Raw genomic sequence first — 25,708 nt, 5'->3', positions numbered from 1 at the left:
TTTTTTATAATTGCAGTGGTACTGTTTTTTTAGATGTTGATTTCAGCAACGATTGCAAAAAATTCTCGAATTCTGACCGCTTGTTTTTATTCTTATTATTTTTCTCTTAAAAATGTGATCTGCGTAACAAATTTGAAACAAAGTATTTGGAGTGAAATTTTTAGAGTGCTATATTTCTTTTTGAAAAATTTATTTCATTTAATTTTATTTTTGAAATAAGACTTCATTTTTTCTTCGAAGTTTGAAGTAAGGCTGGCAGTAATGCTGTTAATTCCAATCTCACAAGAGGATTTTGTATGAAAATGCGTATTAAATTTGCGTTAAGTGCTTTAACACTGGGCTTAGCAATGAATAGCTTTGCAAAAGATGAACTTGTTGTATTTAGTTTACCAAACCTATCTAGCCCGTTTGAAGTTCAGCTACAAAAAGTAGCAGTAGAAACCAGTAAGAAGTTAGAGATTAAATTGCAAGTATTAGATGGGCAAAGTTCATCAACCAAGCAGGCTTCTGATTTAGAAAATGCGATTACGCGTGGAGCGAAAGGTATCATTATTTCCCCAAATGATGTGAATGCGATTTCAGGAGCGGTGGAAGAAATTATTCAAGAGAAAATTCCTGCTGCAACATTAGACCGCAAAGTTGAAAGTAGTAAACCAGTTCCACACTTTGGTGCAAATAACTACACTGGCGGTCAAGAAGTGGCAAAAGCAGTGAAAGCGAAATATCCAGAGGGTGCAAGAATTATTTTATTAACTGGTCAGCCGGGTTCAACGTCGAATATTGAGCGTACTAAAGGTATTCGTGATGAATTAGCAGCCGGTGGCGATAAATATAAAATCGTGGTTGATCAAACCGGTAACTGGTTACGCTCAGAAGGTTTACGCATTATTGAAAGCGTATTACCAACATTAAAAGAAAGACCAGATGTGATTATTTCTGCAAACGATGATATGGCGTTAGGTGCAATCGAAGCATTACGCAGTCAAGGCTTAAAAGCGGGCGATATTTTAGTTACAGGCTTTGACTCTACGCCGGAAGCCCTTGCCCGTGTAAAAGATGGTTGGTTATATCTGACGGCTGACCAACGCCCAAGTTTTGCGGTAAGCACCGCATTAGAGCAAGTGGTTGGCAATATCCGTGAGAGCAAAGAAGTGAGCGGTGCGGACTATCCGCCAAAAATTATCCTGAAAGATAATCTGCAAGAAGCAGAACGTTTTGCAGAAATCAGTGAATAATTTATCTGCCTTCCGGCTGAGGCCGGAGGGCGTTTTTTACGGAGGTTGTATGTCTACTCCCTTACTTGAAGTGAAAGATCTGACAAAAAGTTTCTCTGGAGTGATGGCACTCAATGGCGTGAAACTGACTGTGGGAAAAGGCGAGGTTCACGCACTGTTGGGTGAAAACGGTGCAGGAAAATCGACCTTATTAAAGGCACTTTCAGGCGCTCAGCCACAAACAAGTGGCGAAATTATCTTTAACGGTGAAACCTTAAGTTTGAGCGATTCACCGTTTGATCGCCAACTCAAAGGCATCGTAACGATTTATCAAGAATTTAACTTACTACCGAATATGACGGTTGCTGAAAATTTCTTTTTGGGCAGAGAACCGGTGAAAGGTTTATTCGTTAATGAAAAAGCCGTTAATGATGAAGCACAGATGGTGCTAGATAATCTAGGCTTAAATATCAAACCAGATACCCAAGTCTCCTGTTTAAGTGTTGCTCAACAACAGATGGTTGAGATTGCCAGAGCGATGACCTTAAACGCGAAATTGATCATTATGGACGAGCCGTCTGCGGCATTAAGTGATAAAGAGGTTGAGAAACTTCATCAAATTGTAAGAGATCTTAAAAGTCGTGGTGTGAGTGTTATCTATGTTACCCATCGCTTAAATGAAGTGTTTGCCTTATGCGATCGCTTTACCGTTTTCCAAGATGGTCGTTATTCCGGCGAAAGCGAGGTAAAAAATGTTACGGTTGATGGCATCATTCGAATGATGGTAGGTCGTGAAGTTGCCTTTACACGTCGTCCACCTGAGGAAACCCATCATACTCATCGTCCTGTGCGTTTAGCAGTAAAAAATTTACATCGTGAAAAACCGGCACTTGATCCTCACGGCATTGCATTACACGGTGTGTCTTTCAACATTCACGAAGGCGAAGTATTAGGTATTGCAGGCTTAGTCGGTGCTGGTCGAACTGAAATTGCTCGCTGTTTATTTGGAGTGGAAAACTATACTGCTGATGAAATCAGCCTAGATGGCAAACCTTATGCAGCAACTTCCCCATTAGATGCTTTAGAAAAAGGGGTGGCATTAGTGCCAGAAGATCGTAAAAAAGAAGGTCTGGTGTTAGGCTTACCGATTAAAACTAATATGACATTGCCGATTTTGAGTAAATTGCTTAAAGGCAATCTGTTTGTCGATAATCAAAAAGAAGATGCTTTAATTGAAACTTATCGCCAAGCACTGCGAATTAAAATGGCAAGTAGCGAGTTAGAAGCTCGTAAATTGTCAGGTGGTAATCAGCAGAAAGTGATTTTGGCACGCTGTATGGCGTTAAATCCAAAGGTGCTAATCGTTGATGAACCGACACGAGGTATTGATGTGGGGGCGAAATCGGAAGTTCACCAAGTGTTGTTTGATATGGCAAAACAAGGTGTAGCAGTATTGGTTATTTCCTCCGACTTGCCTGAAATTATGGCAATTTCAGACCGTATTATTACGTTATCTGAGGGAAGGGTAACAGGTGAAATTCACGGCGATGATGCGACCGAAGAAAAATTAATGTCAATGATGGCTGTTGGTGTTCAACGTGGGCACGCAGCGTAAGAGAGGTTTGTATGGCAACACAATTTTTAAAAAATCTGGGAATGGTCGATGACAAAGGCAAAATCGATTTTATCGCTTTCTTTGAACGCTTTGGGGTACTGATTTTCTTAATTTTGTTAGTGATTTTCTTCACTTCACAAAACAGTGCCTTCCTATCTCAACGCAATATTTATAATGTTTTAACCGAAGTATCGATCTTCGGCATTATGGCAGTGGGTATGACCTTTGTGATTTTAACCGCAGGGATTGACCTTTCTGTCGGCTCAATTTTAGCGGTAACAGCAATGTTTGCTGCTTATGTCATCAAAGGCGATAATACAGTTACGGTTGAGCCGGGGGCTTGGGGCGGTATGAGCTGGTTACTGGGCTTAGGTATCTGCTTAGCACTTGGTACATTTATTGGCTGGTTACACGGACTAGGTGTTACCAAACTTAAATTACCTCCTTTCATTGTTACTCTTGGTGGTATGACTATTTGGCGTGGTGTTACTTTAGTATTAAATAACGGCTCACCAATTGCTGGTTTTGATGAAGGCTACCGCTGGTGGGGACGTGGTGATATTTTAGGTGTACCAGTGCCGGTAGTGATTTTTGCCGTAGTCGCCATTATCGGTTACTTCGCATTGCATAAAACCCGCTGGGGACGCTATGTGTACTCGGTAGGCGGCAACCCGGAAGCAGCCCGTTTAGCGGGTGTTAATATTAACCGTACCTTAGTCAGTGTTTATGTGGTGATCGGAGCATTGGCGGGACTTGCCGGTTTCATTCTCTCCGCCCGTTTAGGCAGTGCCGAATCTGTTGCTGGTGTTTCTTTTGAGTTACGTGTAATTGCCTCAGTGGTTATCGGCGGAACTTCCCTAATGGGGGGATACGGACGAGTCACAGGCACCATCATCGGCTCAATTATTATGGGCGTATTGATAAACGGTTTAGTGCTGATGGACGTTTCCGCTTACTACCAACAAATCATTATGGGCTTAATCATCATCCTTGCCGTTGCCTTCGATACCTATGCGAAGAGCAGACGAGGAGCGTTATAGATAGCTAACACAAGCGGTCTGATTTTGTAAAAATTTTGCAAAACCAGACCGCTTGTTTATTACCCCCCTCTTTAGAAAAGAGGGGTTGGGGGAGATTTGACAGGAGAGATTAGCGTAGAAAATAATCCAAAAATTCAATGTATTATTCTCTTTCGCTATCCGTCACTACTGCCAAATTTCTCTTACCCTCGAGCCGTTCAAAGAAAGGATATTACATATTCTTAAAGATTAAGGATACTTTATGAAAACCATCAAAATCGGCTTAGTTGGCACCGGCTATATTGGTCGCTGCCACGCCATTGCCTACGCTCAAGCCCCTACCCTCTTTCCACTTAAAGGCAAAATCCAACTGGAATACCTTGCCGAAATCAACCAAGCATTAGCCGATCAAAAAGCCCAAGAATTTGGCTTTCAGCGTGCTACTGACGATTGGCGAAAATTGGTTGCTGATCCGAATGTCGATGTGGTTGACATTTGCACACCAAATTTTCTGCACAAAGAAATTGCCTTAGAAGCGATTAAACACGGCAAACACGTCTATTCAGAAAAACCGCTTGCACTCACCGCCCAAGATGCCAAAGAAATGGTGATTGCCGCTCAACAAGTAGGAGTTAAAACCTTGGTCGGTTTCAACTATATCAAAAATCCAACCACCCAACTGGCTCGCCAAATTATTCAAAACGGCGAAATCGGCGAGGTGGTGCATTTCTACGGCACGCATAACGAAGATTATCTCGCCAACCCTAATACCCCGATTGATTGGCACTGCTACAAAGCCAAAGCCGGGCTTGGTACGTTGGGGGATTTAGCCGCACATATTGTCAGTATCGCACACTATTTGGTTGGTTCAGACATTGAGCGTGTTATCGGCGATATGCAAACAGTGATTGAAGAACGCCCGAATCCGCACAATCCGGCAGAAAAAATCAGAGTAGAAAACGAAGATCAGGCAAGTAGTCTTGTGCGATTTGCTAATGGGGTAATGGGCACGCTCGAAAGCTCACGCATTGCCTGCGGGCGTAAAATGGGGCTGACCTATGTCGTAACCGGCACCAAAGGCTCGCTCAGCTACACCCAAGAACGAATGGCAGAACTCAAACTTTATCTGCACGATGATGACAAATCCCGCCAAGGATTTAAAACCATTTTAGTCGGCCCGGAGCACCCTGACTACGCTGCTTTTTGCGTGAGTGCCGGTCATGGTATCGGTTTTAACGACCAAAAAGCGGTGGAAATCCGTGATCTCATCAACGGAATCGCCGCCGATGACCCAATGTACCCCGATTTTGAAGAGGGCTATAAAATCTCCCGTGTATTGGAAGCGATTGCGAAATCGGCGGAGGAGAAAAGGTGGGTGGATGTGAGTGAGATTTAATAATTACATTAAAATCGAAACCTATCTCAAATTGGTTGAGATACGTTTTTTACATTTAAGGAAAAATTATGAGTTCAATTAAAGAAATTTTTAGCACAAAAAACAGCCCTATCAATGTTCTTATGCAAACAGAATGGTTTTTAGGCTTCATATTGATAGTTGTTTATTTGGATGCTTACTTCCAACTTGTTCATCAAGTGCCTATCTATATTGCAATACAGCAAAGGGAAATATATCTCACAAATGCCATTGATTATATTGCAGCAATTTCTTTCTTCTCAATAACATTTACGGCGTTGTTTACACTAATGCGTTTCTTACATATTTTTTTACTTTCAAATTTATTGGATAAAATAGGCTGCAAAACCTATGAATTACCTAAATCAGAGGAAGCTAAAGATTTTAAGAGAATCTCAGACTTAAAAATACAAGCTGTTAGAGAGAATAATAAAGAACTAAGATACTATTGTGAAAAAGCAGAAGAAAAAATTAGAATGAGAACATCAATATCTCGCCGTTTTTTAGGTATTATTTTTTTCACAATTATTCATATATACTTTGCAAAAGAGTGGGAAAATTATCCTCTTATGTTCAGATTTATTTTTGAATATCTAGAAACTCAACCAGAGGATTTTAGATCTTTTGTTCATTTTGTATTAATTCTTTTAATGGTTCCTGTTTTTTATTTGCTTGAACAATCAATCAAAATTGAAAACGATTATATTTATTTCTCAAGTGATAATAAATAAAAACCCAAGCGGTCGATTTTGCAGAATTTTATACAAAACCGACCGCTTGTATTAGTAATAAATTACGCCACTTCACTCAATTTCACTGGTCGGTTTTCTTCCAGTGATTTTTTCGCAGCTAAGGCGATAAGTACCGGTTGTAAGCCGTCATTGCCGTTTACCGGTGTTGGTTTGTCGTTTACGACAGAATCCACGAAGCAGCTGATTTCGTCAGCGAAAGATTGCATATAGCGTTCTAAGAAGAAGTATTTTGGTTTTTCTGCAATCACGCCATTTTCGCCAGAGAACACCGCTGTTGAACCTGTGTCGTTAGTGATGTGGATTGCTCCTTTTGAGCCAAATACTTCTGCTCGTTGGTCATAACCGTAAGCAGCTTTACGGCTGTTGTCGATCACGCCGATTGCTCCATTTGCTAATTTGAGCGTAATTACCGCAGTATCGATGTCGCCTGCTTTGCCAATTTCAGGGTTTACCAGAACGGTACCCACCGCAAACACTTCTTCCACTTCGCTGCCAGAGAGGTAACGAATCATATCGAAGTCGTGAATGGTCATATCGAAGAACATACCACCTGATACTTTTACATATTCGATTGGTGGTGCATCAGGATCACGAGAAGTAATACGAATGAGGTGTGGTTCGCCAATATCGCCAGCGGCAACACGATCTTTGATCGCTTTGAAGTTATGGTCGAAACGGCGATTGAAACCCACTTGGAATTTCACACCTGCTTTTTCTACAGCTTCCAATACTTCACGAATTTTTTCAGGATCGGCATCAACTGGTTTTTCACAGAAAACGTGTTTACCAGCTTGTGCTGCTTCAATTGAAATCGGGGCGTGAGTGTTGGTGGAAGAGCAGACTAATACAGCATTAATTTCTGGGTCTTGCAGAATTTGTTTGTAGTCATCATAAACTGCTGGGATACCCATTGATTTTGCCCAATCGGTCAATTCATTAGTAACTTTAACATCAGAAATCGCTTTGATTTCTGCCCCTTTTACATATTTGCTGATACTTTCGGAGTGAACTCGACCGATACGACCTGCACCAATAATACCTACTTTTAACATATTAAACTCCTGCCACTTCACGGATATAGTTTCTGCCTTTTAAGGCGTATTCAAATGGGTTTGCGATTGCTGGATCTTGTTCTGCTTCTACCACCATCCAGCCTTTGTAGTCGTGTTTTTCTAAAATATCGAAAATCGGACGGAAATCAATGACACCATCGCCCGGCACGGTAAATGTGCCTTTTTTCACACCTTCTAAGAAGCTCAAATCTTTCGCTTTCACTTCTGCAACAACTTCATCTCGCACATCTTTTAAGTGCACGTGGATAATACGGTCGATATATTTTTCCAGCACGCCGAGCATCGCTTTTTGGCAACCCTCTGAGTAGTACAGATGACCTGAATCGAACAGCAAGTAAACATCATCATTCACTTCTGCCATATAACGATCCACTTCTTCAGGCGTTTGAATACCCGTTCCTATATGGTGATGCAGGCAGACTTTCATTCCTTTTTCGGCGGCAAGTTTCGCCAATTCGTTATAGCCTTCTGCCATACGTTTCCAATCTTCATCGTTGAAAATCGGTTTTTCTTTGAACACAGATTTGGTTGTGCCTTGAATACTACGACTCTGTTCGGAACAGCCGATCACTTTTGCACCCATTGCCTGCAGGAAATCACGGTGTTTGATGAACTCGGCAATGGTCTCTTCCCGCTTACCGTCCACAAAGAAGGTGCTGAACCACGCATTACAGATTTGAATGCCACGCACGTCCAGCTTATGTTTTAACACGGCAACATCACGCGGATATTTATTACCCACTTCACAGCCCGTGTAGCCGGCAAGTGCCATCTCACTCACACACTGCTCGAAAGTGTTTTCTGCACCCAGTTCAGGCAAGTCATCGTTTGTCCAGCCGATAGGGGCGATACCTAATTGAATGTTTTCTGCTTTCATAGAGAAACCTCGTTTGATTGAGTTAATTTATTTTCCGTAGGGGCGAATTGCAACTCGCCCCTACAAGCGGTGATTTTTCGTCAATTTTTTGCAAAATTAGTATTTTCTCGCTTTTGCTAACTGCTCTTGCGATCTCGTTCTGGCTTGTTGAATACGCTCGCTCTCTGACACTTCCGCTACACCAACGTGCCACCAGCAGCCATAGCCGTGAGCCATCGTTTTCGGCAACACTTTAATATCGATTAAGGTAGAAACAGTCTGTTTTTTCGCATCATCAAGGGCGGCACGCAATTCGGCTTCGTTAGTTACCCGATAGGTTTTGCAGCCGTATGCTTCGGCGTTTTTAGCAAAATCAATCGGCACTAAACCGCCGTTGAGCTGGTTGCTTTGCACATTACGGAAGCGGAATTCCGTGCCGAAGCTGTCCATTCCGTTGCCGATTTGCAGGTTGTTGATACAGCCGTTTGCCATATTGTCGAACAGCACCACGTTGATTTTTTTACCTTCTTGGATAGAAGTCACTAACTCGGTGTGCGCCATTAAGTAAGAGCCGTCGCCAAGTAAGGCGTAAACTTCTTGCTCAGGGCGAGCGATTTTCACGCCGACCGCCGCACTGACTTCGTAACCCATACAGGAGTAGCCATATTCAAGGTGATAGGTCTCTTCGCCTTTGCTCAACCAAGTACGTTGTAAATCGCCTGGTAAGCTACCAGCAGCAGCGACGATAATGCCATCGTTTTCAATGGTTTCGTTCACGATACCGAGTACTTGGGATTGGGTTAATTGTGAGCCGGTGAGCTTGATAAATTCGTTATGAACCGCTTTGTGATCCAAGTTATCGTTGATTTCAGGGGTGAAATCCGGACTGTATTGCACCGCGCGCAGGCGTTTGATTTCTTCGGCAAAGTCCGCTTTGGCGGTGGCAATTTCATTACCCCATTGTGCTTGGTAGCTGCTTGGGAGCTTAGCCAGCAATGCTTCAAGCGTTGCTTTGGCATCAGCCACAATTTGCACGCCGTCTAATTTGTAGGCATCGAAACGTGCCACGTTGATATTTAAGAACTGCACGTCCGGATTTTGGAATATCCATTTCGAAGAAGTGGTGAAGTCGGTGTAGCGTGTGCCGATACCGATGACTAAATCGGCTTCTTTCGCCAAGCGGTTTGCCGCTAAACAGCCGGTTTCGCCGACACCGCCCACGTTCAATTCGTAGTCGGAAACCACCGCACTTTTACCCGCTTGGGTTTCTGCAAATGGAATACCAAACTGTTTTGCAAATTTTTGCAGGATTTGACCCGCTTGTGAGTAGCGTACACCTCCCCCGCAGACGATCAGCGGTTTTTTCTTGGCAGTAATTAGTTTCACCGCATCATTCAGCATCGCTTCGGTTGGCAGATTGCGCTCCAAACGGTGAACGCGTTTTTGTAGGAAGTTGTTCGGGAAGTCAAAGCTTTCTGCTTGCACGTCTTGCGGAAGTGCAATGGTCACAGCCCCAGTTTCTGCCGGATCAGTCAGTGCGCGGAAGGCATTGATACAGGCACTCATCAACTGCTCTGGACGTTGCACACGATCCCAGTATTTGCTGACCGCACGGAATGCATCGTTGGTGCTGATACTTAAATCGTAAGATTGCTCAATTTGTTGTAGTACAGGGTCTGGTTGGCGGGTGGCAAACACATCGCCCGGTAATAACAGAAGTGGAATGCGGTTGGCGGTTGCGGTTGCCGCCGCGGTCACCATATTGGCTGCACCTGGGCCGACAGACGAAGTACAGGCGATGATTTTTTGGCGTAAGTTCTGTTTCGCAAAACCCATCGCCAAGTGTGCCATACCTTGCTCATTTCTGCCTTGGTAGAGCGTTAGGCTGCCTGCATCTTGTGCCAGTGCTTGCCCGATGCCCAGTACGTTGCCGTGGCCGAAAATGGCGGCAACACCGTGAACAAATTTGATTTCCTTGCCATCGACTTCCAAATATTGATTATCTAAAAATTTAACCAATGCTTGAGCGACTGTCAGTCTGGTTGTTTGCATAGTGCATTCTCCATAATGTGCGTGTCGCCAGCCGAGCAGAACGCTACAAGCGGGCGATTATTCAGAAAAGTTTGCAAATGAAAAATTTATTTCATTTATCATAACAGGTAAATCGAGAAAAAGATGTGATCTACCTCGCATTTCTTCAAATTAATCTGCATTTGATGTTATACAGTACAAAGATGAGAACTACATCACAGAAATGATAATTTAAATAGAATAAAATTGAAATAAATGTTTCGTTTTTGTATGATGATAAAAATTCAATCCATTTTTGTTGAAAGGAGCAGGTTATGGCTACGGTAAATCATCAAGATCGACCTCTCGATCTTATCTGTCTAGGACGTGTTGCGGTCGATCTCTACGGGCAACAGATCGGTTCTCGTTTGGAAGAGATGACTACATTCTCAAAATATCTTGGCGGTTCATCCGGCAACGTGGCATATGGTACGGCGGTGCAAGGTTTACGTTCATCGATGTTGGCGCGTGTGGGTGACGAACATATGGGGCGTTTTCTGCGTGAAGAATTGGAAAGCGTAGGGGTTGATACTAGCCACTTGATTACCGATAAAGAGCGTTTAACGGCGCTGGTGATTTTAGGGATTAAAGATAAAGAGACTTTCCCACTGATTTTCTATCGTGATAACTGTGCGGATATGGCGATTAAAAAAGATGATTTCAGTGAAGATTATATTGCGTCCAGCCGTGCATTAGCCATTACCGGTACACACCTTTCTAATCCCAAAACCCGTGAAGCGGTACTTACGGCATTGGAATATGCGGGCAGAAATGACGTAAAACGCGCGTTGGATATTGACTATCGTCCGGTGCTTTGGGGGCTGACTTCACTTGGCGATGGTGAAACCCGTTATATCGACAGTGCGGAAGTGACCAAATCTCTACAAGAAGTGCTACACCATTTTGACGTGATTGTGGGCACAGAAGAAGAGTTCCATATTGCAGGCGGTTCTACCGACACGCTCACTGCACTGAAAAATGTGCGTAAAGTGTCGAATGCGGTGTTAGTGTGCAAACGCGGTGCATTAGGTTGCTCCGTGTTTGAAGGCGAACTACCGAACGATTTAGACGGCGGTTTGAATGTGTACGGCGTGCGTGTGGAAGTGCTGAACGTACTGGGTGCAGGCGATGCGTTTATGTCGGGCTTACTGCGTGGTTACTTAAATAATGAAGGTTGGGAACAAGCGTGTCGTTATGCGAATGCGTGCGGGGCGTTAGTGGTTTCCCGCCACGGCTGCTCGCCGGCAATGCCGACCAAACGTGAGTTGGATGACTACTTAACCCGTGCGGCCAGCGTGCCTCGTCCGGATTTAGACGAGCGTTTAAACCATTTACACCGTGTGACAACCCGCAAAAAATCGTGGGAAAATCTCTGCATTTTTGCGTTCGATCACCGTAAACAGTTGGTCGATATGGCAAACAAAGTCGGCGCAGATGTGGCGCGTTTACCGAAGCTCAAACAGCTTCTGTTAAAAGCGATGGAGCAGACCGCCGCAGCGGCAGGGCTTCCACAAAATCAAGCAGGGATTTTGGCGGATACCACTTTCGGACAAGATGCACTGAATGAAATTACCGGTAAAAACTACTGGATTGCTCGCCCGATTGAAGAGCCATCTTCTCGCCCGCTTGAATTGGAATACGGCGATTTAGGCACACAGCTTTCTGCTTTCCCACGCGATCACGTCATCAAATGCTTGGCGTTCTACCACCCAACCGATGAAAGCGGTTTAAAAGCACGCCAAGATCGCAAATTAAAAGAAGTGTACCAAGCGTGCTGCCGCACCGGCCACGAGTTGCTGTTAGAGATCATCTTACCGGCCGATATGCCACAAGATGAACACTACTACAATGAAGCGATCACCCATTTCTACCAACTCGGCATCAAACCGGAATGGTGGAAATTACCGGGCGTATCCACCGCACAATGGAAAGCGATTTCCGCCACCATTGATGCGAATGACCCAGATTGCCGTGGTATTCTGATCTTAGGTTTAGATGCACCGCTCGATGTGTTTAAAGCGACCTTTGAACAGGCGAAAGGCTGCGAAAAAGTCAAAGGCTTTGCGGTGGGCAGAACCATTTTCGGAAGCCCGTCCGAACAGTGGCTCGCCGGTCAGCTTGACGACAACGGCTTGATTGCGGCGGTGTCTGAAAAATACCGCACCTTGATTGACTTATGGCAACAGCGTTAATTGCTTGATTAGACTTAACCCCTCGTAAAATGCGAGGGGTTTTCTTTTGCAAAAAATTGACAAAATCTGACCGCTTGATGCCCGAATTTTACTCAAAATGGAAATATCGGGCAAATTTTTATCCTCAAAAAGCGAAATAAGTGTGATGAGCCTCACATTTTATTAACAATTTAGGGTGGTTTTTATGGAATAAATGGTTTTGTTTTTAAATAAGTGGAAAATATATTTCAATTTATTCCATCAGAAAAATAGGAGTCTGTCTATGAGTACGAAACCGTCACCAACTCGCTTCCACGCTAGTTGGGAATCGATCAAGCAGCACCAAGTGCCGGAATGGTACGATGATGCGAAATTCGGGATTTTTATTCATTGGGGGATTTATTCCGTGCCGGCGTTTGCGCCGCCGACTTGTCAATTAGGTGAGATCGATATTGACGAGCAGTGGTTTTGCAACAATCCGTATGCGGAGTGGTATTTCAATTCAATTAACGTCAAAAAAGGTCCAACTTACGAGCATCATATCAAAACCTATGGTGAAGATTTCGGCTATGAACAGTTTATTCCACAATGGAAAGCGGAAAAATGGCAACCTGCCGAATGGGCGGAGCTGTTTGCCAAAGCCGGTGCAAAATATGTGGTGCTGACCACTAAACACCACGACGGTTTCTGTTTATACCCAAGTAAATATACCGATTTCAACTGCACCCAAGCCGGCCCGCAACGTGATTTGATGGGCGAGCTGACCGACAACGTGCGTGAAAAAGGGCTGAGAATGGGCGCTTACTATTCAGGTATTATCGACTGGACCTACTCTTCTGCACCGATTTTCACCGAGAGCCAAAACTTCTCAAATGCCTGCCCAACCTATGAATATGCTGACTACGCTTACAAACAAGTGGTTGAGCTAATTGATAAATATAAACCGGATGTGCTTTGGAATGACATTGGCTGGCCAAAAGTGGGTGAGCATATGCTTCCACACTTGTTCGCCCACTACTACAACAGCGTGCCACATGGTGTGGTTGATGACCGCTGGAACAAACTCTGGTGCGATTTCACTTCAAAAGAGTACAAACATGGTGTGGCTTCGCGTGATAAAAAATGGGAAATGTGCCGTGGTATGGGCTTGTCGTTCGGTTATAACCAAGTGGAAGACGAAAGCCACCTGATTTCGGTGAAAGATCTGATTTCGCTCTTGGTCGAAACCGTGGCAGATAACGGTAACCTGTTGCTCAACATCGGCCCGAAAGCAGACGGTACGATTCCGCAAGAGCAAGTTGAACGCCTGCTCGCCTTAGGTAAATGGTTAGAGCAAAACGGCGAAGGGATTTATCGCTCCCGTTGCAGTAAATATCCAACCGAAACCGTAAACGGCGCAACCGTGCGTTACACCAAAGTCGGTCAAGATCTCTATCTCTACATTGATGGTTTAGCCGAAGGCAAAACTAGCCTACCGCTTTCTGTGTTTGGCGAGTTACAAGCGCTTAACCCAGCCTTAGATTTTGCCGTGGAACAAACCGCAGCAGGTCGAGTATTACACATAAACAACTACCAAGCAGATTGGTATGTGTTGGGCTTCAAAATTGTTGATGGAGAAAAATAATTATGTCTATCTCACAACACTTTATTGATTTTATGAATACGCACGTGGCACCGGTTGCCCGTCGTATGGAAAACCAACCGCACATTTCCGCCATTCGGGACGGTTTTATCGTGGTGCTACCGTTCTTAATTGTCGGTAGTTTTATTATGATTTTGCTCATTCCACCGTTTGATGAAAATACAACCAATGCGTTTGGTCAAGCGTGGTGGCGTTTTGCTAACTGGGCAAGCCCGTATGGTTGGAACTTCTTCCAAATGTCGTTTAATGCGATTTCGCTGTTTACCTCAGCCAGTATTGCTTACAATCTCGCTAAAGCCTATAAACGGGAACCGTTACCTGCGGCATTTCTCTCCGTGATGGCGTTCTTGTTAGTCGCCGCTCCGGTAAAAGACGGTATGATGGACATTAAATTCTTCGGTGGTATTGGGCTGTTCTCTGCTATCTTTATTGCTTTTTATTCGGTAGAAATGACCCGCTTGTTGGAGTTCCTGAAAATCAAAATCCGCTTACCGAAAGAAGTACCGCACGCAGTAGCGGAATCTCTCAATATTGTGATTCCAATTTTAGCGATTTTACTTACACTCTATCCGTTCTCTATTTGGGTAGAAAGTGAAACTGGTCGCAATATTCCGCAACTGATTATGGATTTTATGGCACCGCTTATTGCGGTAAGTGATTCTTTAGGAGCAATTTGCCTGTTCGTTATTGCCACTCATTTGCTCTGGTTCTTGGGGATCAATGGTTCGTTAGTGCTAATGCAACTTTGGACACCATTCCTACTGCAAAATATGGCAGCAAACTTAGCGGCGTTCCAAGCGGGTGAGCCATTGCCGTTCATTATTACGAACTCGTTCTGGGATTTCTATATCGTACACGGGGCATCGGGTGGGGTAATTGCATTAGCGTTCTTATTGGTTCGCAGTAAATCGGCACACTTACGCTCAATCGGGAAAATCGGTTTAGTACCATCATTCTTCTCTATCGGCGAGCCGATTGTTTATGGTGTACCAATGGTAGTAAATCCGCTCTTCTTTATTCCACTCATTCTAACTCCATTAGCCAATGCGGTAATTGCATATTTAATTTTGGATTTTGACCTCATCCACCGAATTTATCTAATGGCACCGTGGACGACACCTGCACCGATAGGTGCATATTTAGTGTCTGCCGGCGATATTTGGGCTCCGATATTAAGTATCTCTCTAATCATTTTAGATATCATTATCTACTACCCATTCTTTAAATTATATGAAAAGATTTGTATCGAAAAAGAGCAGCTACAAAATGTTGATCCGAAAGCAGAGCAGGATTTAATAGAAAAAGCTAAAATGGCGGCACAATAATTTCATATAAATGAAATATGAAATAAGGCTAATCAAATTTACTAAAATGATTAGCCTTTTATTTTGCAAAAAAATGAATAAATCTAACCGCTTATTAAAAAAACTACTATGTCTGATGATTTGTTAAGCTATAATAGCTCATCTTATTTTTAGCCCTCTATTTTAATAACTAATCATCTATGAATGAACCTACTCAACTTGCCCATTTTCAGGAAGAGATCCGTAAGCAATACGACGGATTAAGCAAACGACTCAAACAGGTCGCACAATATATTTTAGATAACGGAAACAGTGTAGTATTTGATACGGTTTCCACCATTGCCGAGCGTGCTGGCGTTCCGCCATCAACCCTTATCCGTTTTGCAAATGCAATGGGGTTTAACGGATTTAATGAAATCAAACAACTTTATCGCCAAAATATGATGGAAGGTACTTCTCGTTACACCGAGAGAGTGCAACTTTTTCGTCAAATTGAATCGCTTGATGAGAATAATGAACTCAATCATATTCTTGATGTATTCGTACAAGGCAACACTCAAGCGTTACAACAATTATCTGAGCAGATTAGCCAAGAGCAGTTAGCACAAACAGTAGATATTCTACATAGTGCTAAACGCATTTTTATTGTGGGGTTAAAACGCTCTTTCAGCATTGCTAACTATCTAAATTATGCGTTACACCATTTAGATTATGATGTATTTATGATTGATGGCTCTGGTGGAATGTTTGATGAGCAGCTGAGTCGAATTCGTGAAGGAGATGCAGTCATTGCAGTAAGTTTTTCGCCCTATGCAAATGAGACTTTAAATGTGGTTACTGCCACAGCTCGAGCAGGGGTAAAACATATTGCAATTACAGATAGCCAACTAAGCCCGCTGCTTTCTTTTAGCGATGTCTCTTTTATTATTAAAGAAGCTCAAGTAAGCGGTTTCCGTTCACAGTGTGCCACTATGACTTTGGCTCAAACAATAGCGGTTTCTCTTGCACTGAAAAATGCCTAAAAATTAGACCTGCGAATTGCAGGTCTAATTTTTAGCTGATTAGTGCTTTGATCTCATCACGATATTGAGCTGATTTCGTACCAAAAATAATCTGTTGGGTATCGCCAACTTTGACTACATCTACGGCACCTAGTTTTTTTAGTACGGATTTATTCAGTAGGCTGTTATCCTTTAACACCACTCTCAAGCGTGTTAAACAGGCATCTACTGTTTTAATATTCTCTTTGTTACCAAGAGCATTTATGATGTTATTAATAATATCTTTATCAGACATATTTCCTCCCTTTGAAGAATATTTTAGAAAAACTTATCTATTCAACCACGCCATATATTCCGCTGTGCCTTCCGCAACAGTTTTGAATTTACCTGTGTAGCCGGCTGCACGGAGGTTGGTTAAATCTGCTTGGGTAAAGGTTTGGTAGCGAGATTTTAAATGATCCGGGAATGGGATCGTTTCAATTTCGCCTTTGCCGTGATATTTAATCACTGCATTTGCAACTTCTTGGAAGGATTCCGCATTGCCTGTGCCTAAATTGAAAATCCCTGAAATCCCATTTTGCCACGCCCATAGATTTACTTTTGCGACATCTTCTACATACACAAAATCACGCAAGAATTGTTCAGAACCTTCAAATAATTTTGGGTTTTCGCCTTTTAGCATTTGGTTGTTAAGGTGGAATGCCACGCTTGCCATTGAGCCTTTATGTTGTTCACGAGGTCCGTAAACATTGAAGTATTTGAAACCGCATACTGGCGATTCCGCTTCTGGCAGAATACGGCGAACATATTCATCAAATAAGAATTTTGAGTAGCCATAGGCATTTAATGGGCTTTCAAATTCACGTTTTTCGATAAAATTATCAGAGCGTCCACCGTATGTTGCGGCACTTGAGGCATAGAAAAACGGAATTTGGCGGTCTAAACAGAAGTGCAATAACTCTTTTGAATATTCATAGTTATTTTGCATTAAGTATTTGCCATCCCATTCGGTTGTGGCAGAGCAAGCTCCTTGATGGAAAACGGCATCAATCTCGCCAAAGTCATCACCTGCAATAATGGATGCGATGAAATCCTCTTTATCGCAATAATCGGCAATATCCAAATCCACTAAGTTGATGAATTTTTCACCGTTTTTTAGGTTATCTACCGCTAAAATATCTTTGCGACCGATTTCGTTTAACGCTTTTACTATATTGCTGCCAATCATTCCGGCAGCACCGGTTACGATGATCATTTTTCTATCCTTCTTGTTTTAATTTGCAAAATTTTTCGTTTTTTCTACCGCTTGTAGCCGTTACTTTGCCCTTGCAATCTGCTTTTTTAGCTTCTGCATTTTTTCTTTAATGCGTTGGCGTTTGAGGGCGGAAATATGATCCACAAACAGCACACCGTTTAAGTGGTCGATTTCGTGTTGAATGCAGATGGCGAAAAGCCCGTCTGCCTCGAAGACAATTTCCTCGCCTTTGCGATTTAAGGCTTTAACTTTCACTTTCTCTTTGCGTGGTACTAATGCACGATGTCCTGGAATGGAAAGACACCCTTCCTCAATGCCTGTTTCGCCGCAGCTTTCTAAAATTTCAGGGTTGATTAACACGACTTTATTGGTTTTATCGCCTTCAATATCGATGGTAATTACTCGTTTTAATACGCCCACTTGCGGTGCGGCAAGCCCGATGCCTTCGTGTTCGTACATTGTTTCAAACATATCATCAATAAAACGATTTAATTCTTCATCAACCTGTTCTACAGGTTTACACATTGTTGCCAACCCTTCATCAGGGTAGAGTACAACCTCTAATACTGCCATTTTTGTGATCTCACTCGAAAAGTTTAAAAAATTCGTTTGGCTATTTTAAACCTTTTCTTATTATTAGGGAAATGTTGAGGAATAAAAATGGCACATCAGTACAATTTATTACGATTATTGCAAGTTCCGCAGTTGGGTGCACAGCGAATTGGGCGATTATTGAGCGAGGTCGATTTTGCTCAGTTTTGTGATTATGACAAAATTCAGCTTAAGCAAATAGGCTGGAATGAAAAGCAAATTCAGCGTTGGTTTAATCCGGATAAACATTGGATTGAGCAGGCACTAACTTGGGCGGAGCAGCCGAATCAGCAAATCCTGAGTTTATTTGATAAAGCTTATCCTTTCTTGTTGCGGCAAATTTCCACCGCTCCGCCGATTTTATTTGTAAAGGGGAATGTCGAAAGCCTTGCTTTACCGCAAATTGCGATTGTCGGCAGTCGGGATTATTCGCCCTACGGTGAATATTGGGCAGGGCAATTTGCCGCTGACTTAGTGAAACATAATATGACAGTGACCAGCGGTTTAGCGATTGGAATTGATGGCTTTGCCCATAAAAAAGTGGTGGAACATCAAGGGGTTACGGTTGCCGTGTTAGGCAGCGGATTAAACCGGATTTACCCTGCCCGCCATCAAAAACTGGCAGAGCAAATTGTCGAGTTAGGTGGTGCATTGGTGTCTGAATTTTCGCCTAATCAGCCCCCGATTGCTGAAAATTTCCCACGTCGAAACCGCATAATCAGCGGTTTATCGCTCGGCACTTTGGTGATTGAAGCAACCATCAATAGTGGCTCTTTAATTACCGCTCGCTATGCCCTTGAACAAGGTCGGGAAGTATTTGCGTTACCGAATGCGGTGCAAAACCCTTACGCACAAGGTTGCCATAAGCTGATTAAAGAAGGGGCATTGCTGGTGGAGTGTGTGGAGGATATGTTAGAAGCGGTCGCCTCTCAATACCAACCTCAACAAATCCCTTTGTTTGATGAGCCTAAGCCAATAGTAAGCACCTCTTTACAAGCGGTTAGAAACAGCGAAAAATTTGCAAAAAATCTGCCAAATCTGACCGCTTGCCAGCAGCAAATTTATCAGCATATCAGCTTAGAGCCTATTACGATTGATGATTTAGCCAAAGCAGCAGAAATGTCCGTAGAAACCTTGTTAGTGGAATTGCTCGGCTTGGAATTATTAGGCGTGATTAAGCAAGTGAGTGGGGGCTATGTGGCAAGTTGATCGTTTTTTAGAAGAAATTTAGCGAAAAATATATAAAAGATCGTGGCAACTTTTGTAGAAAATGATAGAATTTAACGCTTTAAAAATAAATATTCGATTTTTTATTCATTTCTAGGTTATATATGGCTACTGAGATTAAAACAAAGTCCCTTGAACAAGTTGAACACAAAGGGTCAAAAAGTAAAGGTGTGAATACCCTATTATGGGTGTTAGCTATTGCACTTTTAGTGGTTGCAGCGGTAGGAAATACTTATTTTGCATCGCACTTTTCATTAATTGTTCGAGTGCTTTTATTGGTGGTTTTATTGATTGGAGCTGTCGCATTCGCAGCTATTACTAATCAAGGACAAAAAGCAATTCATTTTATAAAAGATTCTCGCACTGAGCTGCGTAAAATTATTTGGCCGACACGCCCTGAGGCAACGCAAACAACATTAATTGTTCTTGCGATGTGTGTGATTGTTGCATTAGTGTTATGGGGTATTGATTCTATTATCGTGGCATTAATTACATTTTTAACAAATTTAAGGTTCTAAAATGAATGAAGTAGAAGTAAAAGAAACCAGCTCAAAACGTTGGTATGTATTACAAGCATTTTCAGGTTTTGAAAACCGTGTGGCAGTAACATTACGCGAATACATCAAACTTCATAAAATGGAAGAGCAGTTTGGCGAAGTATTAGTGCCAACCGAAGAGGTTGTAGAAAATGTGGGCGGTAAACGCCGTAAAACTGAGCGTAAATTCTTTCCGGGCTATGTATTAGTTGAAATGGAAATGAATGACGATACTTGGCACTTAGTGAAAAGCGTTCCCCGTGTAATGGGCTTTATTGGTGGTACAGCGGATCGCCCAGCACCAATTACCAAGCGTGAAGCCGATCGCATTCTAAACCGTGTTCAAGAAACGGCAGAAAAACCACGCCACAGAAAAGAGTTCCAACCAGGTGAAAGCATTTTGGTAACAGAAGGGCCGTTTGCAGATTTCTCCGGTACGGTCGAAGAAGTGGACTACGAAAAAGGTCGCTTGAAAGTTTCTGTATCGATTTTCGGTCGTGCAACTCCGGTAGAATTAGAATTCAGCCAAGTTGAAAAACAGAGTTAATTCCAATTAATTTCACAGATAAGCGGTTATTTTTCTCGATTTTTTGCAAAATTCAACTGAAAAAAGACCGCTTGTAACAAGATTTATTCAACAAAACGAAAGTTTTGCTTGAAAAATAGTCGTAGATTATTTAGAATTTGCGACCTATTACGAGCCAGCCTGCTGACTCGTATTTTTTATGTAACAGGGGAGCTGATTTTCAGCGTTATCACCCACAATAAAGGAAAATTTAAAATGGCAAAAAAAGTCCAAGCCTACGTTAAACTGCAAGTTGCAGCGGGTATGGCTAACCCATCACCACCAGTTGGTCCTGCATTAGGTCAGCAAGGTGTTAATATTATGGAATTCTGTAAAGCATTCAACGCTCGTACTGAGAGCTTAGAAAAAGGTTTACCAATTCCAGTTGTTATCACTGTATATGCAGATAAATCTTTCACATTCGTTACCAAAACTCCTCCAGCAGCAGTATTACTGAAAAAAGCGGTAGGTATCAAATCTGGTTCTGGTAAACCGAACAAAGATAAAGTGGGTACAGTAACTCAAGAACAAATCCGTCAAATTGCTGAAACGAAAGCAGCAGATATGACTGGTTCAACTATCGAAACCAAAATGAAATCAATCGCTGGTACAGCTCGTTCAATGGGCTTAATCGTAGAGGAATAATACAATGGCTAAATTGACTAAAAAAATGAAAGCAATTAAAGCTGGTGTAGATTCTACTAAAGCTTATGACATCAACGAAGCAGTTGAATTGTTAAAAAAATTCGCAACAGCGAAATTCGTTGAAAGCGTAGATGTTGCAGTAAACTTAGGTATCGACCCGCGTAAATCAGACCAAAACGTACGTGGTGCAACAGTATTACCACACGGTACAGGTCGTACCGCTCGTGTTGCTGTGTTTACACAAGGTGCAAACGCAGAAGCAGCGAAAGCAGCGGGTGCAGATTTAGTAGGTATGGAAGATCTTGCAGAGCAAATCAAAAAAGGCGAAATGAACTTTGATGTTGTTATCGCTTCTCCAGATGCAATGCGTGTTGTAGGTCAATTAGGTCAAGTATTAGGCCCACGTGGCTTAATGCCAAACCCGAAAGTAGGTACTGTAACACCAAACGTTGCAGAAGCGGTTAAAAATGCGAAATCAGGTCAGATCCGCTACCGTAACGACAAAAACGGTATTATCCACACTACTATCGGTAAAGCAGACTTCTCAGCTGAACAATTAAAAGATAACTTAAACGCATTGTTAGCTGCTTTAACTAAAGCAAAACCAACAACAGCAAAAGGTATCTTCATCAAGAAAGTAAGCATCTCTACTACAATGGGTGCTGGTGTTGCAGTTGATCAAGCATCACTTTAATTATTAATGGAATCAAAAGACCGTAGTGTTAACACCCTACGGTCTTTTTCTTTAGGTAAGAATGTTAAAACTATTATCTTTTTGCTTTATTTTTTTTATCAGTGCTTGTACAGTATTACCTGAAATTAAGGAATTACCGCCACAGACTGAATCCGTAAAATCCTTTAAAGTTGAAAATAATGGCCAGCAAAGTTTGCTTGTAATTCAATTTTATGAGAATAAATGGCGCTGGATACAAACCGATCCACTCGGTAGCCCACTGGCTCGTGTGATTTTAACCCCAAATGGTTGGCAAAATGACGGTTTTGTGATGCCGAACCAACAAGCTAAGTTGCTGTTTAGTGCGGTTGCTAATGTGTTAAATCCGAACGAACAACCTTTTCAATTAGACAGCCGCTGGCGATTGGAAATAAATTCGCCTGAGTTTTTCATCACGTTACCTGACGGTAGTCAATGGAAGATAAGAGAGTTGCAAGAATGAACCTATTTTTAACCCAACCCACCATTGTCACAGCACTTGGCGAGAGCATTGATCGGCATATTGAGGGCTTGCTAGACAGTATTCCTTCGCCATTGGGTGAAACCGACAAACCCTTTGCAGACAACGGTATCGAAGCTGCCGTTAAAATGCTGGGTGCCGTTAAATTTCCACTTCGTGCTTTTCCTGAACATCTGGCAGACGCTCACCGCAGCCGCAACAACCAACTGCTATGGCATGCCCTTGCAGAAATTGAGCCTAAAATTACCGCTTGTATCGAGCAATTCGGGCGTGAGCGGATTGCGGTGATCATCGGCACGTCCACTACTGGCGCCGATGAAAATATTCCCGTCTTCAAAGCCGGTGTGCAGGGCGATTATGCCGCTGAGCAGTTTAATCAACAGCAAATTCTCTTCTCTGCGCCGTCCGATTTTGTTGCTGAAGTGTATGGTTTAACGGGGCTGAGTTATGGTATTTCCACTGCTTGCACTTCTGGGGCAAGAGCGTTAATTTCTGCCGCCCGTTTACTGAAAGCCGGCTTGTGCGATGCGGTGATTTGCGGCGGTGTGGATACCCTTTCGCCTTTAACGATCAGCGGATTTAGCTCGCTGGAAGTGCTATCAAACCAACAAACCAACCCATTTTCCGCTAACCGTAACGGTATTAACATCGGCGAAGGCGCAGCGGTGTTTGTGATGAGCCGTGAACCGTTGGACGAACATCGCATTCAGTTACTGGGTTATGGTTCCAGCGCGGACGCTTACCATATGTCCTCGCCTCACCCCGAAGGGGAAGGGGCAATTTCCGCTTTCCAAAATGCCCTGCACAATGCCAACTTAGACGCAGCCGACATCGGCTGGATCAACCTGCACGGCACAGGGACGCTTCACAACGATCAAATGGAAAGCCTCGCTGTTGCAAAAATCTTCGGTAATCAGACCGCTTGCACCACTACTAAACCCTACACAGGGCATACGCTCGGGGCTGCCGGTGCGGTGGAAGCGGCGATTTTGTGGGGAATGCTCAGTCGCCAACACAACCCGACCGGCAAGCTCCCTGCGCAATTATGGGATAAACAATCGGACGAAAACCTGCCGAACCTTGCGATCACCGATGAACAGAGCCGTTGGGCAGCAGGCAGACGGATTGGCGCAAGCAGCTCTTTTGCCTTTGGCGGCAACAACAGCGTGCTGATTTTGGGAGAAAGCGATGCATAAATTCACCTTCCCTATCGAACAAATTGCACCATTGGTTCCGCATAGTGGCAATATGATCCTACTCGACCGCATTACCGCATTCGGCGAGGATTTTCTGACCGCTGAAGCCAACATTCGCCCCGATAATCCGCTGATCAAACACGGCAAACTCGCCACCTACGCCGGCATTGAAATTATGGCTCAAGGCGTGGCAGCGTGGGCCGGGTGTATTGCCACACAAGCCGGTGAACCGGTTCGCTTAGGCTACCTGCTAGGCACTCGCAAACTGCACCTCCACGGCCAAGAAATCCCGATTGGCTCACAGCTACAAATTCAGATCAAAATGTCTATTCAAGATGCCACCGGCTTCGGCGTATTCGACTGCCAACTGATCGATTTAGCCGACAACCAAGTGATTTTGGAAGGTGCGCTGAATGTGTTTAGTCCGAAGGAAGAACACTTGGGGAAATAATTGTATTATGAAAGATATTTTTGACTATTTGGAAAGTATTGACGATTTAAAGCTATTGCGAGAATCTTCTGAATTAGAGTGCAAGCTTGCTCAAGGGAAGGATGGGGTAGGTGAAGTGCCTTCTGATATGTGGGATACATATAGTGCCTTTGCGAATACTGATGGCGGTTATATTGTCCTTGGTATGCAAGAAAAGAAAAATAGCTTTATTGCAAAGGGAATTACAAACGTAGTACAAGTAAAAAAACAGATAGTTGACCTTGCAAACAACCCTCAAAAAGTCAGTATCAACTTACTGACAAATTCTTTTATTAAAGAATTGCCACTTGATGATCAAAAATCCTTGCTTATCATTTATGTTCCAAGAGCGAAGAGGGCTGAACGACCCGTTTATTTAAAAGGAAACCCGTTAGGGAATAGTTATCATCGTCTTAATGAATCAGATCAACGTTTAACTGATGAACAAGTGAAAAGAATGCTGGCAGAGCAAACATCAGATTCACTGGACTCTGAGGTATTAAAGCACTTTCAAATTAACGATTTAAATTTGGAGTCGTTGCATAATTATCGGCAGCGTTATACTAATTTAGATCCTACTCATCCTTGGAATGAATTATCAGATTTAGCATTTTTAGAGAAAATTGGTGCTTATAAAGTTGAACGTGAAACAGGTAATAAAGGGCTTACTATTGCAGGGCTATTGATGTTTGGTAATCATACGGCCATTCAAGAGAAATTTCCTTTTTATATGCTAGATTATCAAGAGCATTCAAATAATCCAGAAGAACGCTGGATTGATAGAATTACATTAGATGGCAAATGGTCAGGTAATTTATATGATTTTTCTCAGCGAGTTTATCGTAAATTAGTCGAAAATATTAAAGTACCTTTCAAAGTCGAAAATGGTTTACGTCAAGAAGATACCCCTGTACATATCGCATTACGAGAAGCCTTAGCTAATTCACTTATTCATGCAGATTACAGTAATAAAGCTTCAATCCAAATTATTAAAAAACCAGATGCTTTTTATTTTCGTAATCCTGGGTTGATGAGAATTCCGATTGAAATTGCGCTGAAAGGGGGAGAAGCCGACTGCCGTAATCGCTTATTGGCTCAAATGTTTCGTTATATTCGTTTTGGCGATCAGGCCGGCTCTGGTTTACCGAGAATTTTAAGCGGTTGGAAAACGCAACATTGGCGTATGCCATATTTAAAAGAGGTGAGAGAACCTAATGAACAAACTATTTTAGAACTAAAAACGATCTCTTTATATCCGCAAGAGATTATAGATTCTCTTGCAAAACGATACGGTAAGAAATTCATTCAGCTTTCAGAATTAGAGCGAACAATTCTAATTGAAATTTATACGAATGAATCTTTAACTCATAAGCAAATTTGTCTGCATATTTCGGTGCATTCTCGAGATGTGACAATTGCATTGGTGAAATTAGAAAAGCTTTGTATGATTTCATCCAGTGGTGAGCAGCGCAGTAAAATTTATCATCGCCCCGAGTTTGAAATGCCAACTCCTGATAACCAAACAGGCAAAGCATTAGCTCAGGACTTTATTAAAAATCCGGAGCTAAGTCCGGATAATCCGGAGTTGGATCCGGACCTAGCTCCGGAATCAACTACAGATATAGGCGATAACCAGCGGTGGCAAGCATTGAAATTGATTGCAAGTGAGCTACAAGGCGATGTTCGAAGAATTGGTAAAGAGCCTTTTATGGAAGGGATTCTGAGACTTTGTCAATTTGGTTATATTACGATTGCGGATCTTGCTTTGCTGCTAGATAAAAAAGCGGATACGCTCCGGAAAAATTACCTAAATCCATTAGTCAAAGAAAATAAGTTAGAATTAGCCTATCCAACGGCTAAAAATCACCCTAAACAAGCATACAAAACCGTAGGACAATAA

The 25,708-nt window shown here is 42.7% G+C and carries 24 protein-coding genes; 18 read left to right on the top strand and 6 right to left on the bottom strand.

Features of this window, described 5'->3' with window-relative positions; genetic code table 11:
* The first annotated feature begins 296 nt into the window (after positions 1-296).
* From ACERCG_RS00315 to ACERCG_RS00295, 5 genes are all read left to right on the top strand, one after another.
* Entirely contained in the window at positions 297-1,235 is a 939-nt protein-coding gene (locus tag ACERCG_RS00315; RefSeq protein WP_373610111.1) for a sugar ABC transporter substrate-binding protein, read from the top strand.
* Positions 1,236-1,284: 49 nt separating this feature from the next.
* Positions 1,285-2,829 carry a sugar ABC transporter ATP-binding protein gene (locus ACERCG_RS00310; protein ID WP_373610110.1) on the top strand — a complete coding sequence of 515 codons (1,545 nt, stop codon included), beginning with the start codon at positions 1,285-1,287 and terminating at the stop codon, positions 2,827-2,829.
* 11 nt (positions 2,830-2,840) lie between these two features.
* Entirely contained in the window at positions 2,841-3,869 is a 1,029-nt protein-coding gene (locus tag ACERCG_RS00305; RefSeq protein ID WP_373610109.1) for an ABC transporter permease, read from the top strand.
* A gap of 241 nt (positions 3,870-4,110) precedes the next feature.
* Positions 4,111-5,244 carry a Gfo/Idh/MocA family protein gene (locus ACERCG_RS00300; RefSeq protein WP_373610108.1) on the top strand — a complete coding sequence of 378 codons (1,134 nt, stop codon included), beginning with the start codon at positions 4,111-4,113 and terminating at the stop codon, positions 5,242-5,244.
* 68 nt (positions 5,245-5,312) lie between these two features.
* On the top strand, positions 5,313-5,993 hold the full coding sequence (locus ACERCG_RS00295) for a hypothetical protein (protein ID WP_373610107.1): 681 nt from the start codon (positions 5,313-5,315) through the stop codon (positions 5,991-5,993).
* A 62-nt stretch (positions 5,994-6,055) separates the two neighbouring features.
* On the opposite strand, the gene iolG is transcribed toward ACERCG_RS00295, so the two are convergent.
* From iolG to iolD, 3 genes are all read right to left on the bottom strand, one after another.
* Positions 6,056-7,066 (bottom strand): inositol 2-dehydrogenase, encoded by a 1,011-nt coding sequence (gene iolG / locus ACERCG_RS00290; RefSeq protein ID WP_373610106.1) that lies wholly within the window; start codon positions 7,064-7,066, stop codon positions 6,056-6,058.
* A 1-nt stretch (position 7,067) separates the two neighbouring features.
* A complete protein-coding gene (iolE, locus tag ACERCG_RS00285; RefSeq protein WP_373610105.1) occupies positions 7,068-7,964 on the bottom strand; it encodes a myo-inosose-2 dehydratase in 897 nt (298 codons plus the stop codon).
* A 96-nt stretch (positions 7,965-8,060) separates the two neighbouring features.
* On the bottom strand, positions 8,061-9,995 hold the full coding sequence (iolD, locus tag ACERCG_RS00280; RefSeq protein WP_373610104.1) for a 3D-(3,5/4)-trihydroxycyclohexane-1,2-dione acylhydrolase (decyclizing): 1,935 nt from the start codon (positions 9,993-9,995) through the stop codon (positions 8,061-8,063).
* Between the two features lie 293 nt (positions 9,996-10,288).
* On the opposite strand from iolD, the gene iolC reads away from it, so the two are divergent.
* The 4 genes from iolC to ACERCG_RS00260 all read left to right on the top strand — a co-directional run bounded on the left by iolC (position 10,289) and on the right by ACERCG_RS00260 (position 16,152).
* Positions 10,289-12,205, top strand: a complete 1,917-nt coding sequence (iolC, locus tag ACERCG_RS00275; RefSeq protein WP_373610103.1) for a 5-dehydro-2-deoxygluconokinase — start codon at positions 10,289-10,291, stop codon at positions 12,203-12,205.
* Between the two features lie 262 nt (positions 12,206-12,467).
* Entirely contained in the window at positions 12,468-13,808 is a 1,341-nt protein-coding gene (locus ACERCG_RS00270; RefSeq protein ID WP_373610102.1) for an alpha-L-fucosidase, read from the top strand.
* 2 nt (positions 13,809-13,810) lie between these two features.
* The gene (locus ACERCG_RS00265; RefSeq protein WP_373610101.1) at positions 13,811-15,151 is read left to right on the top strand and encodes a PTS sugar transporter subunit IIC; all 1,341 of its coding nucleotides are present in this window, start codon (positions 13,811-13,813) and stop codon (positions 15,149-15,151) included.
* 179 nt (positions 15,152-15,330) lie between these two features.
* Positions 15,331-16,152 (top strand): MurR/RpiR family transcriptional regulator, encoded by an 822-nt coding sequence (locus ACERCG_RS00260; RefSeq protein ID WP_373610100.1) that lies wholly within the window; start codon positions 15,331-15,333, stop codon positions 16,150-16,152.
* 31 nt (positions 16,153-16,183) lie between these two features.
* Here ACERCG_RS00260 and ACERCG_RS00255 read toward each other — a convergent pair whose 3' ends face one another.
* From ACERCG_RS00255 to def, 3 genes are read right to left on the bottom strand one after another with little or no spacing between them, the layout of a single operon-like run.
* Positions 16,184-16,426 (bottom strand): PTS transporter subunit EIIB, encoded by a 243-nt coding sequence (locus ACERCG_RS00255; protein ID WP_373610099.1) that lies wholly within the window; start codon positions 16,424-16,426, stop codon positions 16,184-16,186.
* A 33-nt stretch (positions 16,427-16,459) separates the two neighbouring features.
* A complete protein-coding gene (rfaD, locus tag ACERCG_RS00250) occupies positions 16,460-17,386 on the bottom strand; it encodes an ADP-glyceromanno-heptose 6-epimerase (protein ID WP_373610098.1) in 927 nt (308 codons plus the stop codon).
* Positions 17,387-17,446: 60 nt separating this feature from the next.
* Complete coding sequence (def, locus tag ACERCG_RS00245; protein ID WP_373610097.1) at positions 17,447-17,959, bottom strand: peptide deformylase; 513 nt, start codon at positions 17,957-17,959, stop codon at positions 17,447-17,449.
* An 87-nt stretch (positions 17,960-18,046) separates the two neighbouring features.
* Between def and dprA the strand changes: the two genes are divergently transcribed.
* The 9 genes from dprA to ACERCG_RS00200 all read left to right on the top strand — a co-directional run bounded on the left by dprA (position 18,047) and on the right by ACERCG_RS00200 (position 25,708).
* On the top strand, positions 18,047-19,186 hold the full coding sequence (gene dprA / locus ACERCG_RS00240; protein WP_373610096.1) for a DNA-processing protein DprA: 1,140 nt from the start codon (positions 18,047-18,049) through the stop codon (positions 19,184-19,186).
* Positions 19,187-19,308: 122 nt separating this feature from the next.
* The gene (gene secE, locus ACERCG_RS00235) at positions 19,309-19,722 is read left to right on the top strand and encodes a preprotein translocase subunit SecE (protein WP_373610095.1); all 414 of its coding nucleotides are present in this window, start codon (positions 19,309-19,311) and stop codon (positions 19,720-19,722) included.
* A gap of 1 nt (position 19,723) precedes the next feature.
* Complete coding sequence (nusG, locus tag ACERCG_RS00230; protein ID WP_373610094.1) at positions 19,724-20,287, top strand: transcription termination/antitermination protein NusG; 564 nt, start codon at positions 19,724-19,726, stop codon at positions 20,285-20,287.
* 234 nt (positions 20,288-20,521) lie between these two features.
* The gene (gene rplK / locus ACERCG_RS00225) at positions 20,522-20,950 is read left to right on the top strand and encodes a 50S ribosomal protein L11 (protein ID WP_025235141.1); all 429 of its coding nucleotides are present in this window, start codon (positions 20,522-20,524) and stop codon (positions 20,948-20,950) included.
* A gap of 4 nt (positions 20,951-20,954) precedes the next feature.
* The gene (gene rplA / locus ACERCG_RS00220) at positions 20,955-21,644 is read left to right on the top strand and encodes a 50S ribosomal protein L1 (RefSeq protein WP_373610093.1); all 690 of its coding nucleotides are present in this window, start codon (positions 20,955-20,957) and stop codon (positions 21,642-21,644) included.
* 61 nt (positions 21,645-21,705) lie between these two features.
* Positions 21,706-22,125: a hypothetical protein gene (locus ACERCG_RS00215; protein WP_373610092.1), complete on the top strand. Its 420-nt coding sequence runs from the start codon at positions 21,706-21,708 to the stop codon at positions 22,123-22,125.
* Positions 22,122-23,339, top strand: a complete 1,218-nt coding sequence (locus ACERCG_RS00210) for a beta-ketoacyl-ACP synthase (protein ID WP_373610281.1) — start codon at positions 22,122-22,124, stop codon at positions 23,337-23,339. Before ACERCG_RS00215 ends, ACERCG_RS00210 begins: the two co-directional genes overlap by 4 nt.
* Complete coding sequence (locus ACERCG_RS00205; RefSeq protein ID WP_373610091.1) at positions 23,332-23,790, top strand: dehydratase; 459 nt, start codon at positions 23,332-23,334, stop codon at positions 23,788-23,790. The genes ACERCG_RS00210 and ACERCG_RS00205 overlap by 8 nt, the downstream gene beginning before the upstream one ends.
* Positions 23,791-23,797: 7 nt before the next feature.
* Positions 23,798-25,708, top strand: coding sequence for an RNA-binding domain-containing protein (locus ACERCG_RS00200; protein WP_373610090.1), 1,911 nt, complete (start codon positions 23,798-23,800; stop codon positions 25,706-25,708).

The sequence above is a fragment of the Mannheimia sp. E30BD genome (assembly GCF_041807785.1).
Classification (GTDB): Bacteria; Pseudomonadota; Gammaproteobacteria; order Enterobacterales; family Pasteurellaceae; genus Mannheimia.
This window is presented reverse-complemented; position numbering and strand designations above follow the sequence as displayed.